The sequence below is a fragment of the Gulosibacter sp. genome (genome assembly GCF_052090685.1).
Lineage (GTDB): Bacteria > Actinomycetota > Actinomycetes > Actinomycetales > Microbacteriaceae > Gulosibacter.
In genome coordinates this window covers 156,502-175,308 of record NZ_JBQDBE010000002.1, presented here as the reverse complement: position 1 = coordinate 175,308, position 18,807 = coordinate 156,502, and the positions used below count along the sequence as shown (strand labels likewise).

Below are 18,807 nucleotides of genomic sequence, written 5' to 3'. Positions count from 1 at the left end.
GAGACCACCGTGTCACGACGCAGCAAACTCCTCGAAACCTTCCGCGACCTCGTCCTCAACGAGGGTGAACGCGCTGCCACCCTCGATGCGGTTGCCGCGACCGCGGGCGTCTCCAAAGGAGGCTTGCTCTATCACTTCGGCTCACGCGCGGCGCTTGTCGATGCACTCCGAGAACACTTCGAGCAGCTCGTCACCGAAGACCTCGAGCGGATGCGCGATGAGGGCCATTCGCCATCCTCGTGGTACCTACGAACCACAGTGGATTACTCGTCAGAGCTCGAACGCACCATGGCCGCACTGGTCCGCATCGCACCGGCACAGGAGGGTGAGGTGCGCGACGCACTGCGTGCCGCCCGGGACCGTTGGCACCAGGCCATCGTCGATGAAATTGGCGACGAGCAAATGGCGACCGTGATCATCCTGCTCGGCGACGGTATCGCGTACAACGCCGAACTGGAGGGTGGTGTCGCGGGCTCGGACAGCCGGTTTGCGGGTGACCGCGAAGTGGAGCACCTTGAGCAGATCATCGCGGGACTGCGCACGATCAGAAACGCCTAATCTCGACCCGAGTATTGCAAAAACCGTCCAGCTGGTATAGCTTCGCCTGCATAGCGATGCGCAACGGTGCGCACTCGTACTCCACGCAGGAGGGGAATTCCCATGACCAAAGAAGTCACCGGTCCCACGAATATCACCGATACCGGACACATTCACGTCGGTAAGGGCCTCAATAGCAATGCTCTCGGTGTGGTGGGCAGCACGATCATTGGTCTTGCGTCAACCGCGCCACTGTACTCACTCGCCGCCACACTCGGCTACGTGATTCTCGCCATCGGCGCGCAAGCCCCGGTCGCATTCCTTGCCGCGTGCATCCCAATGGTGTTTGCCGCACTCGCCTACCAGGAACTCAACCGAGAAATGCCCGACTGCGGCACGACGTTTGTGTGGGGCACGAAGGCTTTCGGCCCGATCGTTGGCTGGATAGGTGGCTGGGCCGTGGCGGTGTCGGCGGTGATGGTGCTCGCGAATGTTGCCGAGATTGCCGGCAAGTACCTCTGGTATCTCCTCGGTCGGGATGATTTCGCCGACAACCGCGTGATTGTCGTTGCCACCGGCTGCGCGTTCATTGCGCTGATGACCTTTATCTCCACGATCGGAGTGCAGATTGGTGAGCGCCTGCAGATGGTGCTCATGGTCATCCAGTATGTGGCACTCGCCGCTTTCGGCATCCTCGCATTCATGGGCGCCATCAACGGCTCCAGCCCCTCGGCGGTGGATTTCGACCCGCAGTGGTTCAACCCGGCAGCCGTCGGTTCCTGGTCGGGGTTCATTGAGGCCGTGTTGCTTTGTCTGTTTATCTATTGGGGCTGGGACACCTGCCTCGCACTCAATGAAGAAACAAAGAACCCGCGGAAGACTCCCGGCCGCGCGGCGATGGCGACCATCGTCATCCTCGTGATTACCTACGTCGGCATCTCGGTTGCCGTGATGATGTTCGCTGGCTTCGGGGATACCGGTTTCGGGCTCACCAACGAAGCGAACCTGGATGACGTATTTACGGTCTTGCGCGACGCCCTCTTTGGGCCCTGGGGCTGGTTCCTGATCCTCGCGATGCTCGTATCGGGCGCATCCTCAACCCAAACCACCATCCTGCCAACCGCCCGCGGCACGCTATCGATGGCTGTCTACCGAGCCTTGCCCGCGAAATTCGCCTCGATCCACCCGAAGTTCAAGACGCCTTGGTTCTCGACCACCGTCATGGGAATCGCCGCGATCGCCTACTACGCGATCATGTCCATGATCTCCGAAAACGTGCTCGCCGACTCCCTTACCTCGATGGGGCTTTCGGTGGCGCTCTACTACGCCATCACCGCATTTGCGTGCGTCTGGTACTACCGCGACACACTATTTTTGAACGCACGAAACTTCTTCATGCGAGGACTACTGCCCTTCCTTGGCGGGGTGATGCTCACGTACGCATTCGTGCAGTCAGCAATCGACATGATTAGCGTCGACTACAGCTACACGGTACTGCTCGGCATCGGCGGTGCTTTCGTGATCGGCATCGGCGCGCTGGCAGTCGGGTTCGTGCTGATGGGTATTTGGTGGATGCGGCCGAAGTCGAAGCCATTCTTCCGCGGCGAAAGCCTGAATCGAGAGACGCCTGTGCTCGTGCCGGATGAGTCCTAGCGGGCGGGCGGGATGAGTGAGTACCTCGTGCGCTCCACGGAATTGCTTCTCACTCCATGTCTGAATCGAGGTAGAGCAGCCAACGATATCGTTCGGTGCAATGTCTGCAGAATTGATGCGACCGTACAGAATCTGCGATGAAAGAAAGTGTTCACGATGAGAACCACAATTAGGCTCGACCCCGAGGTCGCCGCTGCGGCTGAAGCCCTCAGACGGGAGCGCAATATCGGCCTTGGCGAGGCAGTCAACGAACTCGCACGTGCGGGGCTCGCGCAGAGGCAGGCTCCCGCACGTTTCCAGCAGCGCACTGCAAGTGTTGGGGTAAGAGTCGACGTGACTAATATTGCGGATACGCTCGAGCGCATCGAACACTGCGACGCCGAAGGTGCTCAATAATCGTCGACACAAACGTCCGAGATCTTCGAGGAAACCTCGTCACCGATACCCGTCTCGCCGCACTCGCTTTCGAACACGACACCAGCACTTATTTCTTCGACAGCCACTTCGCCCGGTTCAATGGCCTGCACTGAATCAAGGCCGACCTCCACGACCACTGGCAGTGTGTTTCGGCGGGGACGGCTGGAACGCTCACGCATTCGCCAACTAGCGCTACGAAGTGCAGTGGTGGACACCGACCGCGTGGCTGAGTCTCACGTTCAATTACGCACAACCGGCCCCTATCGCACAGATAAATGATGATCATCGAGATAGATCCGCTGCATCGTCGACCTTGTTCTCACCTCGTGACGCGGACACGTTAGTCAACGCCTGACGTCGCGGCCACATCGGTTCTTGCTTCGTCGATAGGCTTGGAACTATGGCACTAGAGAACGAGACTGCACGCCGCTTGGTTATTTCGCTCGTGCCATCGTTATCGCGGAGCCTCTCTGAACAGTTCAACGTGTTTCGCGTAATGCATCACGGCACACACGAGAAACAACTTTCGAATGTCTTTGCATGGCTGCTCCGACCTGACGGAACTCACGATCTTGGATACGCCTTCCAGAGAATCTTCATGGGACGCGTCAACTCATTGCTTCCGACTGAATCGCATTTCCATACGTCTGGGTACCGAGTTACTCAAGAAGTAGACACATCTGGCGAGGCCGCTATCGGCAAAGACATTGCCGATATTGTGCTGACCGCACCACATGAAAGTGTGGTCATCGAGAATTTCGGCACCTCCGATGGTCATGGACACGACTACGAGGGTTATCTTGCCCATGGTGCACTGGGTGGGAGGCGCAGTGTTGTCGTGCTGTTGTGTATCCGAAAAGAAAGCGGGCTTCGAACTGATGGCTGGGAACAAGCCATCGTTCTCGCGTATGCAGAGCTACTCAGTGACCTGCAGGACCACATCAGGTCCGATAGGAAGTGGCGTCGAGATCATCCGCAACAATACTTCTTCGTGAGACAACTGGTCGACAACTTTGTGGAAGGACCCAGTGCTGTGAGCGCCGAGGATCGAATCGAATTTATCAAGACCATGTGCGAGACAGGAGAATCTGCGCGGTACGGGCAGCGCCCACAAGACGCGGCCGCAGAGCAGTTTGCTGAGACGGTAGCTCAGCATGCAAAACAACAGTTCGAACAAGGGCGCGAGACGCTTGCAACTGTGAAACGCAGACTACGTTCGTACACGGAAACTTGTATTCTCTCCCAACTCAACGAGAATGCCAGTAAGCCATTCGCTACAGCGGTCAAGGCAAACCATGTTGGGGCATGGGAATGGGATGTAATGATCTACGGCCCAAAGGGCACACCGCTTGTGGCCTCCTTACTTTTCGGACCGACCGCGGCCACCGTTCACGAACGGGATCCTGAACAGGTCGAAAGACCTGATTTCAGCAAGGTATTCGTATTGGTCAGGACGACTGGCGAGATTCCTGCCGAATATCTATTTCAGACGAACGTTGGTCTTGACGAGGTGCATTCCGGTCTTCAACACTCAGATCGCCGAATCGCAGATGCCGTGCTCTCCTCATTGCGTCGAGCTGGTGTCACGTTTCTTGGCGGTTAGTTATGCAGATCGTCCGTCGCCTCGGATCTGCTGAAGTCATTCACTTAGATATCCTGCAATCATCCACTTAGATGTCCTGCAATCATCGACCTAGGCCCCCTGCAATCACCCACTTAGAAGGCCTGCAATAATCGACCTAGACCTCCTGCAATCATCGACATTGATCTAGTCTTGAGACATGGACACGTCACTAGAACTCGGACGCGACTATCGCCCACGCGTTATCGACCGAGTCCTCCAGCACTCACTCGAGGCCGCCGGCGCAGTCGTAATCGAAGGTGCACGTGCCAGCGGCAAAACCATGACAGCGCTGAACGCAGCTCACTCCTATGAATTTTTGGATGCGCCTGAAATACAACAGCTTCTCCAAGTGGCACCACGGTCCCTTCTGGAAGGCACCAGACCACGATTGCTCGATGAGTGGCAGATCGCTCCAGAGTTGTGGAACCTTGTGCGCCGAGCCGTCGACGCCACGGCCGAGCCTGGTCAGTTCATCCTTACTGGCTCGGCGCTGCCTGCCGACGACGTCACCCGCCACACTGGAGCAGGACGTTTCTTGCGCCTGCGGCAGCGCACAATGTCCTGGTGGGAAAAGCTTGAATCACCAATTGGAAGCGTGAGTCTTGCAGCACTGTTCGAGGGAAAACTGCCTGCCGTCGACCTCGCTGCGGCACCGAGTCTGGATTCCGTCATCGATGGCATACTCCGACCTGGATTCCCGGCAATGGTTCCCCTTACTCTCACGCAATCTGAGGCACGTCTCCGCGGCTACATCGACGATCTCACGCGCACTGACCTGCCACGGCTCGCCGAGGTTCGGCACGAACCAACAGTGATTCGACAGCTCATCGCCGCACTCGCGCGATCTGTCGCATCTGAAGTCACCTATAAGACGCTCACCGCGGATGTGCAGGTGGTCGCTCCGAGGATCAATGAAGCGACGATAAGCAACTACGTCAACCTCCTTCAGCGACTTTTTATCGTTGAAGGTCAGCAACCTTGGGCCCCAGCGCTTCGATCCCGCGCGCGGGTCCGAACTTCCCCGAAGCTCCATCTCGTTGATCCGGCGCTCGCTGCAGCCGCTCTCGGTGCAGGCCCCGAACAACTGCGACGCGATCTGAAAACACTTGGCGTGCTATTTGAGAGTGCAGTAACCCACGACCTCAGCGTGCTCGCTTCGCCCCTAGAGGGTGAGGTGCTCCACTATCGCGACTCAAACAACAGAGAAATCGATGCAATTATTTCTTTGCCCGACGGACGCTGGGGAGCAGTTGAAATCAAGCTCGGCGGAATGCAAGTCACGGCGGGCGCTCGGGCGCTCGAAGCAGTCGTTGCACAGATAGATACTGACCAGATGGGCGAACCGGTGTTCCGGTTAGTCCTCACGGGAACCGGCCCGACATTCGTTACCGAGAACGGAATCGTCACTGCCCCGCTCAGCGCACTCGCGCCATAGCGGAATATCCGTGTAAAACATCAGCACCTTAAATTTCCGGAGGAATTTGGTCCCCCAACGTCGAACTCCGGTTCCCGCCGTGGACTTGACTCGTTGGCGTCACCAACAGAACTGTTTAGAGATCGTAGTTGTCGCAAATTTTGCGACAACTACGATCCATTAAGCACCCTCACGCGTATCCCAGAGCAGCTTTGCGCTTTCAGGCCGCATAAACTTCCTTTGCATTCCCAAAAGCGGCCTTCTTGAAGTAGGGGTTCCGCACCGCATCGGCGACGACGAGATCGACATTTCGCCCAACAATTTCGGCAAGCGCTTCTTTCAGCCCGAGATAGTCGTCAAGGCGATCTTCACGATTCGGAGAGAAGTCGACGAGGAAATCCACATCACTGTGGTTCGGATCGAAACGATCTGTCAGCACTGACCCAAAGACTCGAAGTCGGCGCACACCATAGCGGTTGCTAACGCGCGCAATCGCATCCGTGTCGAACAACGCCGGATCAACCATAACTACAGCCTCCCAGACAGTTGAGGGTGGTAAGTACTGAACAAGTCTTTCGTATGCCTCATCGGGTGAATGGCATAGATATTAGTTGAGTCCGGCTTACTTGCAGTGGATACCATCACAATATGAATCGCATGCTGCCCCTTGCTCCCGCCGCTCTCGCGCTCGCGGGTTGCAGCCGCGATGATGACCCAATGCTCGCTTGCATCACGCCGCCCGTAGGTGTCACTGAGTCGATCGCTGAAGGAGCATCCGGAGCAACCATAACCGCCACAGATGTGGCAGCAGTCGAGTCACCCGAAATGACGGGCATTGATCTCGTCGCAGTCCGTTTTACAGTCGAAGGTTCTGACAATCAGCACGAAGGCGTTTGGGTAGTGAGCGAATCTGGACTCATCTTCGCAGTAGATGGCGGTGCACAAGCGTTCACGCATTACCCATACGAAGTTGACGGGCACACGTTCAGCGTGCGCGAGCCCGGCCGCAGCGAGGCTCTCGCTTGCCTCCCTTGAGCAGCCACACGATGCTGCCCGCCGATACCACGACAGCGAATCCAGCCGTGGCAGCGAGAATCGGTGACAACGCAACGGTCTCGGCGAACAGCGCCACCGCAACGCTGAGCAGCGTGCAGGTGTTCAGCGGTACACTTCACGCCGGCGACCGATTCGCAGTGCGAGGATGACGACTTCCGAATCGTCTATTTCGTAGACCACGCGATAGTCACCGACTCGGATACGCAGGTCTCCTGCTCCGCCCTTGAGCTGTATGCAGCCTGACGGTCGTGGATCCTGCGCAAGCGCGTCGATGCCGCGCAGGATGTGCCCGGCGATTTCACGGTCGAGCCTGCGAATCGCTTTGACTGCCGAGTTTGCATAGGTGATCTCGTATTGCGTGAGTAGCGCTTACAACCCGAACTCGGCTATGACGTCAGTGTGTGAAACTCGAGGATCACTCTCTTCCCGGGCCGCAGTAGCGGCGTGCACATCAACCTGATCCTCAAGCGCTTCAAGTGCGCGGTCGAAAAACTCCGGAGACACCAGAACCGCGCGACGACCAACCCCGCGCGAGGTAATCTCGACAGGCTCGCGCTGCGCTGCTGCGATGTAGTCACTCTGTCGTGCGCGGAACTGGGAGAGGGTAATGGAAGTAATAGGACAATTGTGCAACTTGTACAAGATGTCCATAAGAGGGTGCGTTGACTCGTAAGAATCCTCCGCGTAGGAAGAACTTGCGATTTAGTGAGGCCAAACCGGGGTCAGGGGAATAAAAATTCCCCGCCTACCGCGTAGTTATGCGGCAGACGGGGCAATAATCGTGGTGGAGCTACTGGGACTTTATTCGAACCAGATTCGGTCCCCGTCCGTCGTTTAGTTGGATGCGTACGGTTCGGAGAGCATGTTCACGATCAGGGCGATCATGAGGTCTTTCTCCCTCGGATCGCTCATAGACACCATGAGGGTGAGTGCCGCCAACGCATTGTTCGAGATGAACGGTACTTGATCATTTCTCATCAATGCTTGGTTCTTGGCAAGGAACGTCACGAACAAAGCCGCAGCACTGCGCTTGTTGCCATCCGTCAGCGGGTGGTCCTTAACAACGAAATACAGCAGATGGGCAGCCTTCTCCTGAGTGCTCGGATATAGCTCAGCGCCACCGAAACTCTGATATACGGTGTCAATCACGCCCCGCAGCAATTCTCCTCGCTCGCCTCCGAACAGCGTGTCTTCAGGGAACTCGCGAGCGACCGCGTTGATGACCTCACGCGCCTCTTTATAGGTGAGTTGCCAGCCCGGCAGCGTTCCACTCGGTGCACTCAAGTCCCCAGCATCGTAGTCACGAAGCAGCTTTAGCGTCGTGAGATAACGTGCGATCACTTCTGCGCTACCCGAGAGCATGTGGTCCGCGGCACGGGTGAGGATCTGCACAGCCTGACCAAGTTGCGACAGACGCGACTCGTTGACGGCTACGCCATCGACTACGTACTTGCGGAGCTTCTCTGTTGCCCAAATCCGAAACTGGGTCGCCATTTTGCTCTTGACTCGATATCCGACCGAGATAATGAGGTCGAGGTTGTAGAACGGCATCACGCGCGCAACCTGGCGCGAACCCTCAGTTCGAACCTGTCGGAAATTCCGACAGGTTGTGACTTCGTCAAGTTCACCCTCTTCATACACATTGCGAATGTGCTCCACCAAGTTCGTCCTCGAAGTCTGGAACAATTCAGCGATCTGTTGCTGATTCAGCCACACCGTGTCTGAATCGATTCGGACCTCCAACCCGGGAGATCCGTCTTCACTTTGGTAGAAAACAACTTCGCCGTGGGGTAGGTCTGTCATGGGTCCCTTCCGAATTCACGACTCGCACCAGCATGTAAAGCACCAGGAGTTGGTTCAGCCTTAGCTACGACCTTGCGTCGTCGCAGGTATTGCTACCGTACCGACAGCCACCGACATTGAGATTATCGAGCCTCGCCTAGGTCGCCGCCGGCCACAACGAATCCGGCTATATTGTCGCAACCTACGCCATTGTAGAACCAGGAACGGCCGGTGCACCGATTAGATAGCTCCGGCCGCTAGTTCAAATAAAAACAAAGTGAGTCGGGACACTAACTATCGTCTATGTCCCGACTCATCACGTTGGTGGAGCTGCTGGGACTTTATTCTAATCGGGAGGTCAGAAAAGCACTGATTGAGGGACTCCTGGGGTTATAAGCAGAGAAACATCACCCCTCCGTCTGGGAGGGCCACGTGCCCACCGCCCAGAAATGCATCACCCAGTAAGAGTCCTGAAGCCATTCGGGGTGGCTGTTCTCGATATAAGACAGAGTGCATACGGTTTGTTCCCCAACCTCGAGTTCATCAGCCTCGCACGCAATGTCCGCACGACCGTAGGCCTCGTCATATCTGAAATTCCCGTCCTCGTCCGTCATGCTAACGCCTGGAGTAAGGGAAGCGTAGAGATCATCAAGCGCTAGCGGCACATAGCCTTCACCCACCCGCTTGACGTGAATCTCAGAGGTGATTTTAAGCCCGAAACTGGCATTTTCCACGACTGGAGGCGAGTCAATCTTGTAGCTGAAATGATCATACCGAGAGTCGACTTCGTGGTTCTCGATGGTCCATTCCCCGAACCCCGCGAGGTCTGTCCCCGTTTCATTCATCCTTTGATAGTCCCAGGTGCCATCATTTGGAATCTCAACCACGTATTCATCTTCAATCGACGATTCAATGTCACGGTCGATATTGGTACAGCTATTTATTCCTGCCGCCGTACTGGTAGTCATCAATACCACAGCAATAGTTTTCAGAGACTGATTCCCCAATTTAATTCCTTTCGAGAGCCCTTACTGTATGTGACCGTGCTGGCGTGCACGGCCTCCATAGCGACTCCTGCGTCGGTGTGAGCGGAGCCGATGTGTTTCACGATCGTCGCGCGGCCGTTGACACGTCTTGCGACTCCGACGGCTGCGAGGCAGGCCAAGCTGGCACTTCCGGATGAGCGGGCTCATTTCCCTTAGCTTAGTGGCCGCTCAGTCGACAAAATGCCCTGTTCTGAGGCACCGATGTTTAGCCGCATCGGATAGCGGATGTGGATCGATCGGATAGCGCTGGCGCGGGCATACGGTAGCGAGCCCGCGCCAGCGGCCTGATCACTCTGCCGAGGCGTGGTCAGCGACGTATCGACACATGTTCGGGCCACTGAGCTGAACGAATTCCGAGTTGGACTCGATCGGATTCAGGACCGATTCCGCAATCACCGCGTCATGCAAGGATCGATACCAATCCTCGGGATCAAACTGCGAAGTCACCACTATTGACCCCGCGCCTTCACATGAAGCGATGCGGACTAAACGGGCAACTGTTTAAGCGAGGTGCACCAAATAGCCGCTTGCCGCGCATTGTACGAAACGCGACTGGCGCTGCCTTCGTTCTTGTCTCCGCAATTGCAATTCGCTTTATGGGATGGCACCGAATCGGTCAAAGTCACTCACAAATCTAACGTGCACTGACTGACCGTATTGACTCCCGCTACGGAGCCACAGGTGAGTTGTCTAACGATTGATACTATTACCGCATGAGCAGCGCGTTCACGGGTGAAAAGTCGACAGCAGCGCTCCATTGGTATATTCCACTACCGGAGGCAATACGTCTCCCGCAGAAGCAAATACGATCCACTAGTTACCGTGATCTACCAATTGACGGTACCGAAACGCTCACCATTTCGCTCTATCCAACCTTTGTGAAGACGAAGACGCCAACGCCAAGCCGGCTGGACATCGCGATGCAAGCGCTTCGGCAGAGCACCCCAGGCAATCACCGACCGCTGGTCGACCACAACAATGACGCCGAATCGAACGGGCGCTGGCAGTCAACGGTCGTTGAAGCTGTCGCTCTCTTTCACGACACGTGTGCGCCCTCGGACGAGGCAATCAGTGATGCCTTCGACCAAGCACTCGAGCGGATCCGCGAGGTCCAGCGTGCGTTCTATGCTGCAACGAAATACCCGACGCCACTCGTGACGCGCGAGCAGCTACCGAGCATCGTGCCGCAGCTCCAGCGCGTCATTCGCCCCTCCAACGATGGGTTTCCAGGGCAAGATGGGATCTTCATCGTGCACATGAACACCGCTCGAGGATCATCCTTCTCGGACCCGCTGACAGAAAACGAACAACAATCCTTCGAAGCAATCCTCCAGGCCCCAGACCGCCCCTTCTTTGACTACGCCGATCTACGTCGTGATACTGTCGTGGCGCTCGAATACTACGGCAACTACCGGGACGCCGTCCTCACAGCAGCAACGGCCTCCGAGGTGCTGCTGGACACTCTCCTAACCTGCCTAGATTGGGAAGACCGCCAGACTCCCGAGCAAACGGCACAGTCCTTTCAAAGTCATTGGACAATTACCTCGCGGGTGAAGGCGCTCTATTCAGGGCGTCTCAAGGGCCGATGGGAGCCAGAAGGAAGCGGAGAGGTAGCAACTTGGCACCGAAATACGATGCTGTTGCGGAACCGGATCGTGCACGGCGGTCTCTCCCCCAGCTTGGAACAGGCCCGGGACGCGTTAGAGGGTGTTTCGCTGCTCGAATCTTTCGTCACCGAGCGGCTCACTCAGCCTGAAACTTTGAGCCACTATCTGCATACTGCCTATTTGATGATTGGGTATCCCGGACTCGAGCGTCGCAACCTGCTATCGAAGAGACGCATGACTGTTCTCGAGCCGATCATTGAAGACAACGACTGGTCCGAGCGTTTGACTCGTTATCGTACGGCCGTAGCTATGGATCGTGACCGGCGAGATGGAGCGCTCCCAGGGCCTGATGTCTCGAGCGCGAGGCTCCAATTGATTCTCGAAAAGAACGGCAACACCTCTTGGGCGCTGTGGAGCGAGACAACAGGATTGGCAGTCGAAGTAGCAGAGACGGAATCCCTCAGTACGCTCAGTGAAGAAACGAAGAAAACCCTTAATAGAAGCCGGACACAACTCGATTGCGAGGCCCAGGACAAGGCCATGGTAGTCGATGTTAACCGGGTGCGTGATCCTGCGATCCAAGGTGAGTGGCTGCTTGAGTATCATCTGATCCCAACGTTGTCGGCCATGCGGCCCTAGGGCGATGGCCCAGTGCTGGAGGGTTGGTCCAGCAACTCAGCAGCCAACCGAAAGGTCTCGACGCCAAAGAGACCAACCTGATCGAGTTGCGATAGGAACGCGTCCGGCTCACTACCCGGTTTGAAGACGTTGACACCGATCTGACTGGCGGCGTCGAATTCGTGAAGGCCATTCTGACACTACTGGAATAACCGCACCGGATGTATATAAAACCGAGGACGAGATCCGCCACAGACCTAACCAGGCGACCTTCAAGTATGTCCATATTGAGCATGACGAAGTTGTCGGCGAGGACATGGTGGATCCACTGGGCAAGCTGCTCGCCACTGAGGTGCCATTCCATGCCGCCAAGCCATGAGCACCCGCTGCCGCAGTGGCTGAGTCGTTCACGATGACGTACCCCGCAAACAAGGGCGCCCCAGCGAAAGCGTCAGCTGGAATACGAACAAGGACAGTACGTGAGGGCAGGCCTCTTTAGTATGTACCTGCATCAGCTTGGATCGGCCTCGCGAAAAGTAATTCTTCTGCGGGCGTTTCGAATACGACCTCTATGGTGGTCGGAACAGGAAGGTCTTGCCACTCGCCACATGCGTTGAAAACCCTTGTAAAACTGCGGAAAGAAGGGAAGCTCGCTACCACCAGGACCGAGCAAATCAGCGCTGATTCGGACCTTCGCGGCCAAACCGTGCACGCAATTGAGAAGGCTGTCACTTTGCTAGATGAAGACCAAATCTCGCAGCTCGTTCGCGAGTACCTGGATGGCGATCTGATCAGCACGCTCGCGGCACGGTACGGCGTTCACCGCACCACGGTCACCGAGCATCTACGGCGCCGAAACATCCCCATGCGGGCCAAAGGCATGCTCCCGTCCGAGGCGGAAGAGAGCATCCTTCTCTACGAGGAGGGGTACAGCCTGGCCTCTATCGGACGGCACTTCGGCGTAACAGGGAACACCGTCAAAAACGTGCTCCTCAAGTCAGGAACACGGCTACGCGGCCCTAACGAACTTCGGCGCGGCGCAGTCCCCAAGACGTGACGCGCTGACCGGACGTCACGACTCTACGATCAATCGCAAACTTCGAGGCATAGCAGACGAAGGTGATCGCGGCAGCAGCAGGGCGCTACCGTCAGCTGGCGAAAATGTACCCCGATACGGGATTCAGATGGACTGCGACGCGCTTCGCTCTCGCAGCACTGTTGGTTAAGGTCACGACCCCTTAACCCCCAGGCGTCCAGACGATTCAAGTCTCGCCGAAACCTCGTGTTTCCGCGGATCAGATCATGCAGAGCACGTCACGAAATGCATGGTTGCATGATTCTGCTCCCCTTTTGGTCCCCTCTGAAGGGCCGCTCAGATGTCCGCGCCGAAGCCCGTCGTGCGGTCAACCGGGAGATCTATGAAGAGTACGCTGCAGTCCCTCCATAAGGTGGTGTTCCGCTCTCAGCGACAACGGTGCGACAAGCAACCTCGTCAACGTGATTCTCTGACGTTGAGAGCTAAGGACGCTGATCATCGGAGCCCGGGGCACCTGCGTCCCATCTACCAAGGGTCTTTCCTGTATGAAGATGTTGATGGGAGTTCGATGCCGCTCGCTCCCAAGCGCCCGTGTGTAGGAGTCTGAGACTCCGTGAGTGCGTCATGGCTGCATCCCTAGTATACGAACTGGGTCGACTTCAGCAGTAGTCGTTCATAGTAGTTCTCGCTAGCGTCCCACGAAAACATCGAAGGACCACGCCGGACTTCTTGCAGCAGCTTGACCTTCTTCTCAGAGACTCCGTCGCCCATCGCCTTCGAGATCTCCTTTGCTGAGGCTCCGGGGAATGTAGGAAGACTAAGCCGGAGAATCGCGCGGGCAGTTTCATTCTCGCGGTGCTCAGCTCCGTTCTCGATCAGCACCTTAGCCCGGTCAAGCAACTCCTGCTTAAGTGCACTTTTAGACTTCGGATCCTGAAAACGTCGCAGCAGAGTCAGGACCCCGAATGCATCTAGATCTTTGACTGTCTTCTTCCGACGAACGAGGCAGGATATCAGGGTCTCTTCTGGGACGTTCGGAGCAACGAATATGAGGCAGTCAAGGAGGAGCAAGGTATGCGCGCCAAACGATGCTTCGTCTTTCACCGCATTGAGTTGTGCAATGATTTCACGGGCGACTTTGTCCGAAAACTGGTAGGTTTCGAGGCTTCCAAATCCGTTCACTTGGAACTCGCCCATTGAAGCGGCGACCATTCGCGTCAGCTTCACGCTGTGGGATACCGAAGGGGCACCTGAGTAGATAAACACGGCAACATCGAGAACAGCCACGAGGTATCTGATTAAAAGTAGTCGTGCCGCGTTGATCGCCTTGGAATCACCAGTCTCGACGACCCTACTCAGATATCTCCGAAACTTTCGCACCGTCTTGTCACGACGCCGACCGAGCTCGTATAAGTATGAGTTAGCAAGTTCGCCGTGCTCGAGGCTTGTATCTATCAGGAGCGCCTTGTAATCAAGGATCGCCTTACTGGATGAGAAATATAACGTCGCCTTCGCCGGGTCCTCATCGGGATCGTACTCGTACTGCGTCCGCTCCCTGAGATCCTCTCGAATCCTGACCTTGGCTACCGACATGTGCGACTGTAATGGTGTCTCAAAGTGTCGTTGCTTCTGTTCGTTTAGGTGCAGTTTGAATGCTGCCAACTGTGCCGCGAGGATCTCCTCGATCTGAGGCGCTTTATGCGGGTCAGCCAGGAACACGAAGTAATCATCGACGTACCGCATGATCTCGTAGTGCGTGCCCCGAAGAAGCTCGGCGTTGGCCAGCTCTCGCTCAATTTTTACGTCCACTTCCTGCAGAATTATCTCCGCAAAAACTCTTGAGAGTTCCGGGCCGATAATAATCCCGCTGGTCTCGGCGTAGTTGAGATACTGCATCAAATGATCAAATCTGCCGCCGAAGGTCTCCTTCGTCTCGTTCATCTTGCTCTTGCTTGCCCGAACACCATTGGTTACCCATGACACGGTGTGCGTGTAGACGCTATCGAAGCACTTGGATACGTCTGCCCGCATCAAATGAGGATACTTGCGCTCACAGGCCTGAAATTCTGGGGAGGAGTAGAAGCGATTGATGTTGTTGTATCTGCGATAGCTGAAGTATGAGGAGACGTGTGCATATTCGAGGTCCGACTGCTCGACGCCATACGACTCTCGGTCGACGACACCATCGAAGACGGAAGCCGTCTTGGCTTGGAGCCGTGCGACCTTGTGAGGGTGTCTGATCGAGAAGCTGCTGCGGTTCGTGTAATAGAGGATTGAGTCTCGGTTCTCGTGAATAAAGGATGCCATCTGCACCATCGAGTGAGGATGTGGAACCGATAGCTCCCGCGACTTTCCATTGTTGCGTCTTGATCGAAACTTGTAGGGGTGTCGAAGATCAGGATTCTTACCTCGAACGCGTCCAGCGAGGTCAAACTCAATCGTCTTCTTATCGTTGAGAAGTTGTCCTGATCCCAAGCTGATCGGGTCGAAGATGATCTCTAGCCAAGACTTTTCCGCTTCGCCAAGCCGTGCCTTCAGAACTGTGAATTTATGGTCTCCGGTCCAAGTGAATTTGAGCCATCGGAGGAACTCGTAAAGTCGTGTGATGTCGAAAGGTATCGGTACTTCGTACGGCAGAATCTCTGAGGTCAGGGCGCGCAGACGATCCCGCTTCACGGCGCGGTACTTCATCGCTTTCCCCCCTTCCAGATGCCCATAATCTGTTCGATGCGTTTCTGGCGAAACCTGAGAAACGTTTGGTTCGCAAACATCTCTGCGAATGAGATCTGGGTCATTCTTTCGCGCATCTTGTCGGGCATCTTTGATGCGTGGTTCTCGATGAAGGATTGCAAGATGCCGTCCAATTCGGCAAGTTCTGCAGCGTCCGGAGTAAGCGCGCTATTGGAGAAGTAGAGGCCAATGGCGACGTTGCTCTTCGAGTTGAGAAGCTTTGTGTTACCTGCGAGATACCGCACCCGGTCAACAAGCAATCCGTTGTATCCATCATTCGGGTCGACCGCACTGGGGGATGTGGCCAGCCAAGCGTTTAATGCTTGCTCTAGCCGCGCGGAGCGTCGTGCCTTGCGTTTGACCGTCAGCCCGGTCGTGAGGCGTCCGTCGGCACGAGAGAATCGGTATCCGAGGTACTCAACCTGCTTGCCCGGCGGATAGTCTCCGGCGTCGTCGGTGATGAGTTCGAAGGTCTTACTGCGGTTGAGTGTGAGCTGAAGCGAACCCAGCTCTGATATAACCAGGTCTTTGACCTCTGCGAGGTGCGCGCCGCTATCGAGAACCATGACGATGTCGTCTACGTAACGTGCAAAGAAAAGCACCCCGGGATGCGTCTTGAGCTTGGAATCGAAGTTGCTGAGATACAGCTCCGCGAGGTGTGAGCTCAGGCCGACGCCTCTAGGGAGCCCAACGTTGGTGCCTTTGATTGATTCGTACTCGTGGAGCAAGCGCCGGATGAGTTGACTCGTAACGCTGTCCAGTTCGGGGTAGATAGCGAGGCGCTCCAGGAGAGTGCGGTGCGGGACAGACTCAAAGAACTCCTGGACATCGACTTTGTAGATGGCGTGCAGGTATTTCTTATCGAGGGTCTCCTGGAGCGCCCTGATGATGCTGTTGCGGCTGGAAGCATCGATACGTGCCGCACGTTTGACGGCGTCTGCTGCTTGCTTCGCAGGGTAGGCGATGTCGAGCGCTGCGTCAGTTCGATAGGTGGGGGTCGACTTGGGTCCCACCTTTGGACCCTCCCTCAGCCCGAAGGTGAACTTATCGTTGGACAGCTGTTCTTCGAACCGAGATAGAGCATCGTGCATCGCGACTTCGACTGCTTGATCACGTTCGCGGCGCAGTTCAAGCCGGTCCTCACGATATGCCGTTCGGACTTCAGTACGCGCGGGATCTTCCCTCTCAAGTCTCTTGATCTCTGTGAGAAAACGTTCGCGTCGCTCGCGGAGAGCTCGAGTCGCACGCCCTACATCTGGATCAAGACGGCTAATGTCTTTACCTCGACGGTTCTCATTCTCAGCCAGCTCGATGAAGCTTCGGAGGGTGTAAGGGATCGCTTTCATGATGCTAAGCCGATCTGCCGCACGCCGTCTTTGGCGGCGACCTGGTCGCCTGCCGCGAACAGCTCTCGCGACCGAAGAACCTGTCCCCGGCGGGCGCGTAGCTTCTCGTACTCTTTCGTGACAGGTGTGATCATCAGTGATTCAGTCATTGGCGCTCTCCGAGATCTTCTCCCAGGTCTGGGAACTTGGAGACCATTGCATCTGGTCCACGTTTGTTGCAAGGACCGGCTCCGCGAAGTCCAAGCATGTTCCGAGCAGCTCATCGAAGCTCACCGGAGTTGACTGCTCAAGTCGTTGCTTCTTTCGCCAAACTTCCCACTTGCGTTGCGCAAGTGCCGGCATCTGCGACAGCAACGACGCAAGCGGTTCCAGCTCCACCTAGCGGTAGAGAGCGACAACGCCGATTGCTTCCTGTAGATCCGTGCCTCTGACGGTTCGGGAGCGGGCGATGGCCGAGATGTCGGTGAAGTCTCGCCACCGGGTGTTCTGCTCTCCTCGTTCGAGCGCGGTGACGATCTTCTCAGCGAGGACCATGTGATCCGGGTATCCGAGGAGTCGAAGCGTGCCGCCCAACAGGAGCGGCAGGACGGCCTCTGTCGGTTCGGGCCAGATGGGGTCTCCGAAGTTCACGTCGATGTGCAGCGCGACCTGCGCGGTCGCCAACCGGGCGGTCATTTTGACTCGCACACCGTTGTAATCGGCTTCGTCTCGGATTTGCTCTCCGCTGATGGAGTCGAGGTCGTACTCGAGACCATCGTCACGACGAACGGTAAGGATACTTCGGACGCGTTTTTCGACCTCGGAGATATCGTTGGCGAACCCTCTCGCGGCGAAGTCGATGTCTCTAGTTGGTCGCCGGTCGGTGAAGGCGGCCATAAGTACACCACCTTTGAGAACGAAGTCTGCGGCAGATTCGGATGCTGTAAGTCGGGCGAGGAGACCTTCCAACGCGTACAGAGTGATGTACTCCGCAGGGTCGCGATTCCGTTGCCTGGCAAGGTTGCGAAGGTCGTTGTACGCCCGCCCCGCTGGGGTATCTCGGGATGGTGTCGGCGGACTCACAGAAGCACTTCCAACGCTTGCCGGATCCGAGGGAGTGCCTTTGGGAACGAGCCCGCAACCTTCAGCAGACCTGCTGGCGTGTTCCCGCGCCGTCGAAGCCAACGCCGGAGTGCTTCATACGCAACATCGCTGCCTTCTTGATGCATGAGCCGGAAGGTGTCAACGATGCTTCGCTCTGCTGAGTAGATCGCAACCTTGGCTCCTCCTCCCGCATCGGCATGTTCACGCCCGATCGGGAAGGTTACCGGGTCGAAGCTGTGCCAGCTCACGTTCGAGAGGCCGATGGGCTGGTGCGCTCCGCGCGGCAGCGCGATGTCGGAGGTGAACGGGATCGCGTCGCTGAGGTCGTGATGCACGAGAGCGCTCGTCAGGCAGAGCGTCGCATCTTCGCGGAGTGCAGTTGCCGCAGCGAGTGCGGTGAATGCAGGCTGGAGCATTTCGGGACGCACATAGACACCCCGCCCCACACGCTCGATCTCGTCCCGATCGAGCAAGGAATACACCTGATACTTGGTCAGGCCCGCCGCGCGGGCATCTTCGAGAGTGAAAGCTGGCGCAAGTTCGCGTATCGACACCCCGAACCCCTAACTCTTTACACATCGAGAATACCTGTAGAGAGTTAGGCGGGCAAGAGCGCGTATGCCACCGAACAGGCTGACCCATTCGCCAGAACGATAAGACCTCGCCCTCGAGCAACGCCCCTGGCCGATTGCCATTGATTCCGACAACGAATAGGGCACGAAGGCTCATGTCGATGTCGTTCGGCGCATCCCAAGCTCGCGGCGAACTTGCTCGACAGTGACAGGAACCCATCGATCCGGCTGATTCAGCATGCCTACTATGCAATTGTCTTCTTCGTTCCGTTTCAGCCCCGACTAG

At 56.6% G+C, this 18,807-nt stretch carries 19 protein-coding genes; 8 read left to right on the top strand and 11 right to left on the bottom strand.

Translation table 11 applies throughout. The annotated features are described in order from the left end of the window. Positions 1–9 precede the first annotated feature (9 nt). The 3 genes from ACTHXA_RS02355 to ACTHXA_RS02345 all read left to right on the top strand — a co-directional run bounded on the left by ACTHXA_RS02355 (position 10) and on the right by ACTHXA_RS02345 (position 2,586). A complete protein-coding gene (locus ACTHXA_RS02355; RefSeq protein ID WP_441668955.1) occupies positions 10–558 on the top strand; it encodes a TetR/AcrR family transcriptional regulator in 549 nt (182 codons plus the stop codon). Positions 559–660: 102 nt separating this feature from the next. Beyond that, positions 661–2,190, top strand: a complete 1,530-nt coding sequence (locus ACTHXA_RS02350) for an APC family permease (RefSeq protein WP_441668953.1) — start codon at positions 661–663, stop codon at positions 2,188–2,190. A 156-nt stretch (positions 2,191–2,346) separates the two neighbouring features. Next, a complete protein-coding gene (locus tag ACTHXA_RS02345; protein ID WP_441668951.1) occupies positions 2,347–2,586 on the top strand; it encodes a CopG family transcriptional regulator in 240 nt (79 codons plus the stop codon). On the opposite strand, the gene ACTHXA_RS02340 is transcribed toward ACTHXA_RS02345, so the two are convergent. Next, positions 2,580–2,786: a hypothetical protein gene (locus ACTHXA_RS02340; RefSeq protein ID WP_441668949.1), complete on the bottom strand. Its 207-nt coding sequence runs from the start codon at positions 2,784–2,786 to the stop codon at positions 2,580–2,582. The genes ACTHXA_RS02345 and ACTHXA_RS02340 overlap by 7 nt on opposite strands. Before the next feature lie 221 nt (positions 2,787–3,007). Here ACTHXA_RS02340 and ACTHXA_RS02335 point away from each other — a divergent pair, with 221 nt between their 5' ends. Next, on the top strand, positions 3,008–4,210 hold the full coding sequence (locus tag ACTHXA_RS02335; RefSeq protein WP_441668947.1) for a PD-(D/E)XK nuclease family protein: 1,203 nt from the start codon (positions 3,008–3,010) through the stop codon (positions 4,208–4,210). A 178-nt stretch (positions 4,211–4,388) separates the two neighbouring features. Then, positions 4,389–5,666 (top strand): ATP-binding protein, encoded by a 1,278-nt coding sequence (locus tag ACTHXA_RS02330; protein WP_441668945.1) that lies wholly within the window; start codon positions 4,389–4,391, stop codon positions 5,664–5,666. A 199-nt stretch (positions 5,667–5,865) separates the two neighbouring features. On the opposite strand, the gene ACTHXA_RS02325 is transcribed toward ACTHXA_RS02330, so the two are convergent. Next, the gene (locus ACTHXA_RS02325; protein ID WP_441668943.1) at positions 5,866–6,171 is read right to left on the bottom strand and encodes a nucleotidyltransferase family protein; all 306 of its coding nucleotides are present in this window, start codon (positions 6,169–6,171) and stop codon (positions 5,866–5,868) included. A gap of 122 nt (positions 6,172–6,293) precedes the next feature. On the opposite strand from ACTHXA_RS02325, the gene ACTHXA_RS02320 reads away from it, so the two are divergent. After that, positions 6,294–6,680: a hypothetical protein gene (locus ACTHXA_RS02320; RefSeq protein ID WP_441668941.1), complete on the top strand. Its 387-nt coding sequence runs from the start codon at positions 6,294–6,296 to the stop codon at positions 6,678–6,680. A 123-nt stretch (positions 6,681–6,803) separates the two neighbouring features. Here the strand turns inward: ACTHXA_RS02320 and ACTHXA_RS02315 are convergent, their stop codons facing one another. The 4 genes from ACTHXA_RS02315 to ACTHXA_RS02300 form a co-directional block, all read right to left on the bottom strand. Continuing rightward, on the bottom strand, positions 6,804–7,049 hold the full coding sequence (locus ACTHXA_RS02315; RefSeq protein ID WP_441669037.1) for a type II toxin-antitoxin system RelE family toxin: 246 nt from the start codon (positions 7,047–7,049) through the stop codon (positions 6,804–6,806). Between the two features lie 21 nt (positions 7,050–7,070). Beyond that, positions 7,071–7,352 carry a type II toxin-antitoxin system prevent-host-death family antitoxin gene (locus tag ACTHXA_RS02310; RefSeq protein WP_441668939.1) on the bottom strand — a complete coding sequence of 94 codons (282 nt, stop codon included), beginning with the start codon at positions 7,350–7,352 and terminating at the stop codon, positions 7,071–7,073. Between the two features lie 183 nt (positions 7,353–7,535). Further along, the gene (rhuM, locus tag ACTHXA_RS02305; RefSeq protein ID WP_441668937.1) at positions 7,536–8,504 is read right to left on the bottom strand and encodes a RhuM family protein; all 969 of its coding nucleotides are present in this window, start codon (positions 8,502–8,504) and stop codon (positions 7,536–7,538) included. 386 nt (positions 8,505–8,890) lie between these two features. Then, the gene (locus tag ACTHXA_RS02300; RefSeq protein WP_441668935.1) at positions 8,891–9,460 is read right to left on the bottom strand and encodes a hypothetical protein; all 570 of its coding nucleotides are present in this window, start codon (positions 9,458–9,460) and stop codon (positions 8,891–8,893) included. Between the two features lie 782 nt (positions 9,461–10,242). Here ACTHXA_RS02300 and ACTHXA_RS02295 point away from each other — a divergent pair. After that, a complete protein-coding gene (locus tag ACTHXA_RS02295; RefSeq protein ID WP_441668933.1) occupies positions 10,243–11,775 on the top strand; it encodes a hypothetical protein in 1,533 nt (510 codons plus the stop codon). Positions 11,776–12,487: 712 nt separating this feature from the next. Beyond that, the gene (locus tag ACTHXA_RS02290) at positions 12,488–12,811 is read left to right on the top strand and encodes a hypothetical protein (protein WP_441668931.1); all 324 of its coding nucleotides are present in this window, start codon (positions 12,488–12,490) and stop codon (positions 12,809–12,811) included. A gap of 615 nt (positions 12,812–13,426) precedes the next feature. Here ACTHXA_RS02290 and drt3b read toward each other — a convergent pair. The 5 genes from drt3b to ACTHXA_RS02265 all read right to left on the bottom strand — a co-directional run bounded on the left by drt3b (position 13,427) and on the right by ACTHXA_RS02265 (position 18,503). Further along, positions 13,427–15,481: an antiviral reverse transcriptase Drt3b gene (gene drt3b, locus ACTHXA_RS02285; protein ID WP_441668929.1), complete on the bottom strand. Its 2,055-nt coding sequence runs from the start codon at positions 15,479–15,481 to the stop codon at positions 13,427–13,429. Beyond that, positions 15,478–16,866 (bottom strand): antiviral reverse transcriptase Drt3a, encoded by a 1,389-nt coding sequence (drt3a, locus tag ACTHXA_RS02280; protein ID WP_441668927.1) that lies wholly within the window; start codon positions 16,864–16,866, stop codon positions 15,478–15,480. Before drt3a ends, drt3b begins: the two co-directional genes overlap by 4 nt. Further along, positions 16,863–17,015: a hypothetical protein gene (locus tag ACTHXA_RS02275; protein WP_441668925.1), complete on the bottom strand. Its 153-nt coding sequence runs from the start codon at positions 17,013–17,015 to the stop codon at positions 16,863–16,865. The genes drt3a and ACTHXA_RS02275 overlap by 4 nt, the downstream gene beginning before the upstream one ends. A gap of 229 nt (positions 17,016–17,244) precedes the next feature. Continuing rightward, entirely contained in the window at positions 17,245–17,928 is a 684-nt protein-coding gene (locus ACTHXA_RS02270) for a nucleotidyl transferase AbiEii/AbiGii toxin family protein (protein WP_441668923.1), read from the bottom strand. Beyond that, positions 17,925–18,503 carry a type IV toxin-antitoxin system AbiEi family antitoxin domain-containing protein gene (locus ACTHXA_RS02265; RefSeq protein ID WP_441668921.1) on the bottom strand — a complete coding sequence of 193 codons (579 nt, stop codon included), beginning with the start codon at positions 18,501–18,503 and terminating at the stop codon, positions 17,925–17,927. The genes ACTHXA_RS02270 and ACTHXA_RS02265 overlap by 4 nt, the downstream gene beginning before the upstream one ends. Positions 18,504–18,807 lie beyond the last annotated feature (304 nt).